This is a genomic window from Mesorhizobium sp. M0296 (genome assembly GCF_040321675.1).
Classification (GTDB): domain Bacteria; phylum Pseudomonadota; class Alphaproteobacteria; order Rhizobiales; family Rhizobiaceae; genus Mesorhizobium.
The window spans coordinates 25511-33069 of record NZ_JAMYRZ010000058.1 but is presented as its reverse complement, the minus strand read 5'-3'; the positions used below and the strand labels follow the sequence as shown (position 1 = coordinate 33069).

Here is a 7559-nt window from a genome sequence, read left to right as displayed (position 1 = left end):
CGCCGGCCGCCGCTGCGCTTGGGCCTGCGGGGCGGCCGCGCCCGGGGCGCGGCCGGGATGCGCTGTCAGGCCGCGATGGGCGCGGCCGCAACCGACGGAGACACGCCATGACCTACGAGCTTCCCTTCGACGACGGCTACGAGCCTTACCACGCCTCCTCGCCGACCGACCGCGTCATCCTCGAACTGCAGATGTACGGCCATCGCCCGCATCAGGACGAACCTGATCCTCGGCCACTTCCCGACGACGAGGTGATCCGGGCCGGCCTCGCCGGGATCGTCGAGAGCTTCGCCGGCATGCTTGGCGACACCAGGCTCGAACCCGATCTCGACGACCTGCTCTGGTCCTTTGCAAACGTCTTCCACCGCGCCGCCGAGCGCGTCGCCCGCAGCCTCGATCGTAACGAGGAGGCCCAGCGTTCGAGCCAGCAGGAGCAGGACGGCTCGGAGGTGAAGTCCGTCGAGCTGGAACGGCTGACCGCGGAAGGCATCACCTATATCGAGCGCCGCAACGTGCTGGAAATCATGCGCGATGAGGCCGCCGACCTCTACGAAGCACAAACCGGATCGGCATGGCGGCCGCGCACCGGCTCCAAGGTCTCTCATCAGGCGATGACCGCGTCGGTGATCGACTCCAGAGACTTCCTCGCCGCCCGCCGCCACGCCGAATCCGAGGTGCTCGTCCCGGCCGGCACCAAGATCGCCTTCGCCGGCGGCCTCGACTGCAACGATCACGACCGGATCTGGGAGGCGCTCGACAAGGCCCGCGAGAAGCATCCCGACATGGTGCTGCTCCACGGCGGCAGCCCGCGCGGCGCCGAGCGCATCGCCGCCTGCTGGGCCGAGAACCGCAAGGTCACCCAGATCGCCTTCAAGCCGGACTGGAACCGGCACGCCAAGGCGGCTCCGTTCCGCCGCAACGACCAGCTTCTCTCCGTGGTGCCCTACGGCCTGATCGTCTTTCCCGGCTCCGGCATCACCGACAACCTTGCCGACAAGGCCCGTCGGCTCGGCATCCCCGTCTGGCGGTTCGCGGAGGGCGGCGCGTGAGCGCCGTTTTCTTGCAAATCAAGAAAATCTGGATAATATGGAGATCGACAAGGAGTACAGCCATGCGTCAGTTCACGACAGGGGATCTCAACAAGCAGGTTGGCGATGTCACCGACGTTGCCAGCCGCGAACCCGTTATTCTCACCAAGCACCGCAAACCCCGGTTCGTGCTGATGAGCTACGAGCACTACGAACGGATGCGCATCGGCGGCGATCCCCGCCGCGCATACCATGTCTCCGAGATGCCGGAGGAACACACGGAACTCTTCGCCGCCGAGATCGACCGACTGGCGCGCGGGGAAGGATACGATGATGAGCGGTAGATTTCTGCCTGGTCAGGTGATCTCCTACCCGTATCTTTGGGCATGGCAACACGAGCGCGGCGAAACGGAAGGCCGCAAGAGCCGGCCGACCTGCGTGGTCATTGCTGTCGGCGGCGCAAGAGACGGCCTGACCCATCTCGCGCTCCTGGCGATAACCACCCAGCCACCGTCCGGCGATCGGGTCGGTTTGGAAGTCTCCGCTATCGAGTGCCGCCGCGCCGGTCTGAGCGATCTCAAACGCTGCTGGATCGTGGTTGACGAATACAACTACGATATTGCCGAACGCTCCTGGTACATCGAATCCGACGGTAAGCCCCTCGGTCGTTTCAGCAAGGCATTCATGATGAAGATCGCAGGCGCCTTTATCGAAGCGCGCAGCGAGGGCCGCCGCGTCAGCCGTCTGGATTGACGTTCTGTTTTCGCGGCAGGGAGCATACCTCGGATCGGATCAGTCCGCCGTTTCCGCATGCCTGTACGCCGGTCGCAGGAACAGGAATGTTCGTCACGCAAATCCGGTGTCATGCCCCATTGCACCGACGTATACCCATTCCAGCACAGGAACGCACCATGGCTGCCGCCGCAAATAGGAAGATATCCGTCTCGATGCGGTTTCGCGACGATGATCTCACCATCATCGACCGCGGCGCGCAGCTGCTCGGCCTGTCGCGCACGGAATTCATGCGGCGCGCAGCACTCCACGAGGCGCAGGCGGCCATCCTCAACGAAACCGTCATCCGCGTGTCCCCGGAAGCCTATGACGCCTTCATGCAGGCGATCTCAGCCCCGGCCGCTGCGCCCCCGCCGAAGGCGACCGAGCGGCTGCGTCGGCCCCCGCCCTGGAACCGCTAGGTGGCGCTTTCAGGCATCGAACTCCTCGATGACGCGCACCGCCTCGACAGCTTCAATTGCGGCAAGCCGGCGCTCAACGCTTGGATGGCCGGCTTCGCGCGAACGAACCAGGCCCGCGGGTTTACCCGCGTCCTGGTCATTCACGACGAGGGAACAGTCGTCGGCTATTACGGCCTCGCGCCGGGCATGATCCAGCCAAACAGCGCACCGCGCGCTATCCGCACCGGACGCCCGCCCGATCCCATCCCCTGCCTGCTGATCGGACAACTCGCCGTCAGCCACCGCCATTCCGGGCAAAGCGTCGGCAGCGGCCTGGTCAAGGACGCGCTGCATCGCTGCGTCGCCAGCGCCGACGTCGTCGGCGGCCGCGCGGTGGTAGTGCGGGCGATCGACGCCGAGGCCGAGCGCTACTGGCAGAGCTGGGGCTGCATTCCCGCGCGGGACAATCCGTCGGTGCTCATGCGCTCGATCCAGGACGTGAGCCTCTGGCTGGCCGACAAAGGCCACTAGCTCCACGCGCGTAGCGCCTCCGGCAGCGGCGCCTCCGGCAGCGGCAGGGTCCGGGCGCGCCGGCCTGCGTCCGGCCGGGCTCTAGTCGGGGCGTCCCGCCGCTCCCCGAGCCGGCTTCGCCGTCGGCCTTCGGGTGACGATCCCTCGCGCAGGGCTAGAGGGAGAGGGCGGCCGGCGCGGGGCGGGGGACGCTGGAGAGAAGGGAAAGTCACCATGTCGATGATATTCGTAGGTGGATCACGCGAGATATTCGAGCTGCCGGAACCTGCTATCACTCGCATCGGCGCAATCGTTGCTGCCGAGCACGGCGTGCTGATTGGCGACGCGCCCGGAGCCGATGCCGAGGCGCAGGGCCTGCTCGCTGGCTACGGCTACGAACATGTCGGGGTCTTCCATGCGGGCAAGGAACCCCGCAACAATCTGGGCGACTGGGCTGCCTACCATGTTCCTGCTCCTGAGCGCGCCGAAGGATACTGGGTCCACGCCGCCAAGGACCGGGAGATGGCGCGGCGCGCCGACTTTGGCATGATGGTCTGGGACGGCGCATCACCCGGTACGGCCGTCAACGTATTTCGGCTCGCCATCGCGAACAAGCCGTGCGTCATTTACGATTTGGCCAGGGGCAGCATGGCGACGACGTACAATGTGGAAGACTGGTGCGCCATGCTGCGCCATGTCGATCCGGACATTCGCCGCCAGGCCGAAGCCCGCATGACGCCGGACGAGCGTCTGGCGTTGCCAGGATGATGTACGGGCGGTTTCCCCGACAGCCCGGTGGGTCCGATCTCCGATATGCTTGATCCGGCTCCGCGCCCCAACTCCACTTGTATGAACGGCCGGGGCCAACCCTACTTCGAATCCGGCCCACGCGCAGAGCCGCGGGGCATTGTGCAGCATGATCATCTTGACCCGTCTCGCATCTGAAGCGGGTACAAGCGTGCCGAACATCCTGGCTTGCTTTCAACCTGGCTGCGAGGCATCGCCACCGTGGGGCGTGAAGTTCGCTGCCAGTCGGCTCCGATCTCGAAACCGCTGTGCCGCCATGCCAAACGCGCAAGGCGGTTCACGCGCATGCTGCTGTTCGACGTGTTGGCGATGCCGACGACATGACCCGAGAGGCTGCAGCCTGTTCGTGCGATCCGGCAGCGTTGCGTCGGCCAAGCGATGGCGGCCTGAGTTCTTTTCCATCTGCCGCATCCGGGGCCATTCCCGTTTCATGTCGCCTTTGTAGACGACCGCCTGCTTTGTGCGGTCAACCCCCGTTGGGGGTACACTCGGCGAATATTCAGGAAAATTCGATTTCTGTTTTTGTCTGCGGACAGGCGAAGGGCCTGCCCGTTATTTCTAGGCAAATAGAATTTTCCAGAATTTTCGCCGAGATGACCGCAGCAGGACGGCCCTCTCCTTTGGCGCCATCGGGAATGGTCCCGATGCAACCGAAGGAGAACTACCATGGCCACCACGATCGCAAACCTCACCACCAAGGCCGACGGCTCGATGGAAGGCGTCTTTGCCACGCTCCGGGTCAATGCCCCGATTACCCTGATCCCGAACACCAACAAGTCGCGCGAGGACGCGCCCGACTACCGGATCGTCAACAAGCGCACGGGCTTCGAGATCGGAGCCGGCTGGCACCGCACCTCCCAGCGTTCGGGCGAGGAATACCTCTCGGTCAAGCTGGAAGCCCCTGAGATCGGCGTCATCTTCGGCAACCTCGCACCCGCCCCGGGCGGCGAGGAGAACAAGAAGGTCATCCTCTGGAACAACCCCCAGTGAGGCATCGGTGGCCCGCCCCGCAAGGGGCCGGCTCCCCCCGGCAAAAGGAGGTTGCAATGAGCCGTTACACCATCACCGTCACTGGCACCGTCACCGTCACCGGACAGGTCCGCTCGGATCCAGACGCTGTCATCGGCTACGACCCACCGCTTCGCACCTACTTCCTGCACGCGTTCCCGCACGAAGAAACCGACGAGCCCGCGCTCTGGCTTGGCACCCGCGATCGCGCGTTCGAAGCGCTTGAGGATCTTCGCCATGCAGCCATCTCACAAGGCTACGACTTCATGGAGCTGTCGGCCGATGTCGCGGCGAAACTCATCGCAGACAAGGCGGCTATGGCTGATCGGGCGCCGCCTCAATGAGCCCGACTGGGCGAACGGGTCCCAAAGGCCCGGCGACCGATCCCACCGTACCCGGGCTTTTCTTATGCAGAGTGGCTGGAGACCAATGTCTATCAGCCAGTGCGGCCGGTCGACGGCGAAACGGAAGGGAGTGCCTGGCCGAGATTTCCAGGATTGCGGAATTGAGAACCGCCAAGCCCGCTATAATCGATAGGCGGCGGACCTGATTTCCGCCAGACTGGCGCCGATCCAGTGTCAGCTGGGCGCGTCGTCGTTCTGGCCTATGGCGCGGCAGCGCAGCGCGCAGGAGCGATTTCAATGCCTTCAGGAGAGCGACTGGACTCGGCTCCTGCTCCTCGACGAAACCTTGTCCACGGCGTATTGGCTGTGCTCCTTTCTGGGTCTCGTCATGGCCTTTACAACCCCTGGTGCAGCAATTCGCCGCTATCGATCATGCGCAGGTTCATATCGCCAGGCGTCTTGATGAGCAGTTGGGCGTAAAGGGCTCGCAGGTCACGCGGCTCGGTGCAGGCCAGCCAGGCGCGAAGCTTGTAGAGACCGGGCTGAAGGTCGGCGCCGAAGATGAAGGAGACGCTTTTTTGCTCCCGGGCAGGCATTGGGATTTCGCCGTGCTGGGAGCCGATCGAGCGATCTTCAAGCCAGAGCGAGGCAATGCAGCCGGCATTGGCAAAGACGTTGGATCCGGTGGTGGCGCGGTACTCCACGGCGAGCTGCGTGCGGCCGGGCTCTGCAATCTTCAGCCAGCCCTGTAGTTCGACTGAGGTGAGGCCGGTGTAGAGCACACCGTTGCGTGACTGTTCACTGAGGGGAATGGCGCCGCCGATATAGATAAAGCTGCCGACGCTGTCGGCTGGGATCTCTGGAAGATTGTCTTTTTTGGCTGGCGCGACGCGGGCGATGGCGAGCGCGCCCCGCTGGTAAGCTTGGCTCGCACCATCTTCGGAGGAAGCCTGCTTCGCGCCATCGTTGCCAGTGGCGGGCAGGCTGTCGTTGCTCTTTGCCGACGCGCCCCCCTGTCCGGTGATGCCGAGATGCTCGATCAGCGAATCGAGTTTCCGCTCGATGCGGTCCAACTGCTTCTGGGTTTCTGGCTGCCGGTCTTGCGCCAGGGCGAAGCCGGGGCCGTCACCGAAAATCAATGCTGCGATCGCAATGCCGAGCGCCAGCCCGCCCACACTTTTTCTTTGCATCATGGTGATGATCCTTCCATCGGCACGGTTCCAAAATTGTCGTGCGGCGCTGGTGCCAGTTTTATCCCTTGCAGCGGCCGGCCTGGAGCGACAGCGGGCGTTTCCTCGGGCGCCGGCTCCAAGGTTCCAAGGGGGTGGGGCGGCTCCGTCGTCTGCGCGGCCGAAGACGCATTGCCCTGTTCGAAATTATCACGACCCATCGGCGGGGTGCTGGCGTTCTTTCCAGCGTCGGTGGGGCGATCGTCGCGCTGGCCGCCGACATCCTGACCGATACTGACAGCCAGAAAGATCAAAGCCAGGACAGCGGCGATCGTGGCATAGCGGAACAGCGGATCGCGCCGGAACAGGGCGGGAACAAGTTTGAGCCAGCGTAGAAGCGTGGCTCGCACAGATGAGAAGAGCGTCTCATCCGTCATGTGGTTGACCCCTGCCGCTCGTATGTCGCCATCGCCGTCTCAATGTCTTCGGGTCCTATGGTCATGATGGCGTCGCGGCCGGCATTTCCGACACCCTTTGTCGCGAGGCGCATGGCCTGCGCCTCGCGCGTGCCTTCCCAAAGCGTGCGGATCGCGCGCGCATTGCCAAAATGGTCTCCACCTTCCGCCTCCATGCAGTCGCAGGCAAGGTTGACCCGGTCCTCGGCGGCGTCGTCGAGCACAAAGCCTTCGCGGTCGGCGAGGTTGCGAAAAATCCCCGCCAGCTCTTCAGCCGAATAGTCCTCGAACATGATTGTCCTGGTGAATCGGGAGCGCAGGCCGGGATTTGAATCCAGGAAGCGGCGCATTTCGCCAGTGTAGCCGGCGGCGATGACACACAATCGATCTCGATGGTCCTCCATCAGCTTCAGCAGCGTGTCGATCGCCTCGCGACCAAAATCGTTAGCGCCCTCAGCAGGTGCAAGGCTGTAGGCTTCGTCAATGAACAGGACGCCATCAAATGCTGCCTCGATCACTTCGCGTGTTTTGATCGCCGTCTGACCCACGTAACCGGCAACGAGCTGGCTGCGGTCGACCTCAACGACATGGCCGGATCTGAGCAGGCCGAGGGCTGCAAGAATCTCGCCCATGAGACGCGCCGCCGTGGTTTTCCCGGTCCCGGGATTGCCGAGGAAGATCAGATGCAGGCTTGGGGGGGCGGCGTTGATGCCGTGGCGCCGACGTTCCTGCTCGGCCTGCAACACGGCTATCAGTTTCCTGACCTCCGCCTTGACGGAGCGCCATCCGGTAACGGCGTCGAGTTCGGCCAGCACCTCATCGAGCGGCCGATGTTTTGACGTCCGGATGGGAAGAGCGGATTTGGTTTCAACGTCTCGCCGATCGTTCCCCTGCAAAAATTTCCGCGATGCCGGCAGGCCATATTTGTCGGCATGCGCCAGCCGCCAGCCCATGACGGTCATCGCGACGAGGAGGATGACGCAGGAATAGGCTTCCAGCAGCGCAAGCACGACGATCAGAACGGCAAGGCCAAGGATGATCGGGACCAGAACGCGCTGCATCTCTT

11 protein-coding genes are annotated in these 7559 nt (G+C 64.0%); 8 read left to right on the top strand and 3 right to left on the bottom strand.

Going from position 1 to position 7559, the window contains the following annotated elements; all coding sequences use genetic code 11:
* Positions 1 to 107 precede the first annotated feature (107 nt).
* The 8 genes from NKI97_RS32550 (at position 108) to NKI97_RS32515 (ending at position 4869) form a co-directional block, all read left to right on the top strand.
* The gene (locus NKI97_RS32550; RefSeq protein ID WP_352838341.1) at positions 108 to 1049 is read left to right on the top strand and encodes a DUF2493 domain-containing protein; all 942 of its coding nucleotides are present in this window, start codon (positions 108 to 110) and stop codon (positions 1047 to 1049) included.
* Positions 1050 to 1111: 62 nt separating this feature from the next.
* On the top strand, positions 1112 to 1372 hold the full coding sequence (locus NKI97_RS32545; protein ID WP_057143280.1) for a type II toxin-antitoxin system prevent-host-death family antitoxin: 261 nt from the start codon (positions 1112 to 1114) through the stop codon (positions 1370 to 1372).
* Positions 1362 to 1781, top strand: a complete 420-nt coding sequence (locus NKI97_RS32540) for a hypothetical protein (protein ID WP_352838342.1) — start codon at positions 1362 to 1364, stop codon at positions 1779 to 1781. The genes NKI97_RS32545 and NKI97_RS32540 overlap by 11 nt, the downstream gene beginning before the upstream one ends.
* A 158-nt stretch (positions 1782 to 1939) precedes the next feature.
* A complete protein-coding gene (locus NKI97_RS32535; protein ID WP_352838340.1) occupies positions 1940 to 2221 on the top strand; it encodes a type II toxin-antitoxin system TacA family antitoxin in 282 nt (93 codons plus the stop codon).
* Positions 2222 to 2731 carry a GNAT family N-acetyltransferase gene (locus NKI97_RS32530; RefSeq protein ID WP_352838339.1) on the top strand — a complete coding sequence of 170 codons (510 nt, stop codon included), beginning with the start codon at positions 2222 to 2224 and terminating at the stop codon, positions 2729 to 2731.
* A 213-nt stretch (positions 2732 to 2944) separates the two neighbouring features.
* On the top strand, positions 2945 to 3478 hold the full coding sequence (locus NKI97_RS32525; protein ID WP_352453919.1) for a hypothetical protein: 534 nt from the start codon (positions 2945 to 2947) through the stop codon (positions 3476 to 3478).
* Positions 3479 to 4183: 705 nt separating this feature from the next.
* Positions 4184 to 4507 carry a DUF736 domain-containing protein gene (locus NKI97_RS32520; protein WP_023803002.1) on the top strand — a complete coding sequence of 108 codons (324 nt, stop codon included), beginning with the start codon at positions 4184 to 4186 and terminating at the stop codon, positions 4505 to 4507.
* 56 nt (positions 4508 to 4563) lie between these two features.
* Entirely contained in the window at positions 4564 to 4869 is a 306-nt protein-coding gene (locus NKI97_RS32515; RefSeq protein ID WP_352453125.1) for a hypothetical protein, read from the top strand.
* A gap of 395 nt (positions 4870 to 5264) precedes the next feature.
* Here NKI97_RS32515 and NKI97_RS32510 read toward each other — a convergent pair whose 3' ends face one another.
* Genes NKI97_RS32510 through NKI97_RS32500 form a run of 3 tightly spaced genes read right to left on the bottom strand, consistent with a single transcriptional unit; the run spans position 5265 to position 7554 of the window.
* Complete coding sequence (locus tag NKI97_RS32510) at positions 5265 to 6062, bottom strand: hypothetical protein (RefSeq protein WP_352838338.1); 798 nt, start codon at positions 6060 to 6062, stop codon at positions 5265 to 5267.
* The gene (locus tag NKI97_RS32505) at positions 6059 to 6475 is read right to left on the bottom strand and encodes a hypothetical protein (protein ID WP_352453123.1); all 417 of its coding nucleotides are present in this window, start codon (positions 6473 to 6475) and stop codon (positions 6059 to 6061) included. Before NKI97_RS32505 ends, NKI97_RS32510 begins: the two co-directional genes overlap by 4 nt.
* Positions 6472 to 7554, bottom strand: coding sequence for an AAA family ATPase (locus NKI97_RS32500; protein ID WP_352838337.1), 1083 nt, complete (start codon positions 7552 to 7554; stop codon positions 6472 to 6474). Before NKI97_RS32500 ends, NKI97_RS32505 begins: the two co-directional genes overlap by 4 nt.
* Positions 7555 to 7559 lie beyond the last annotated feature (5 nt).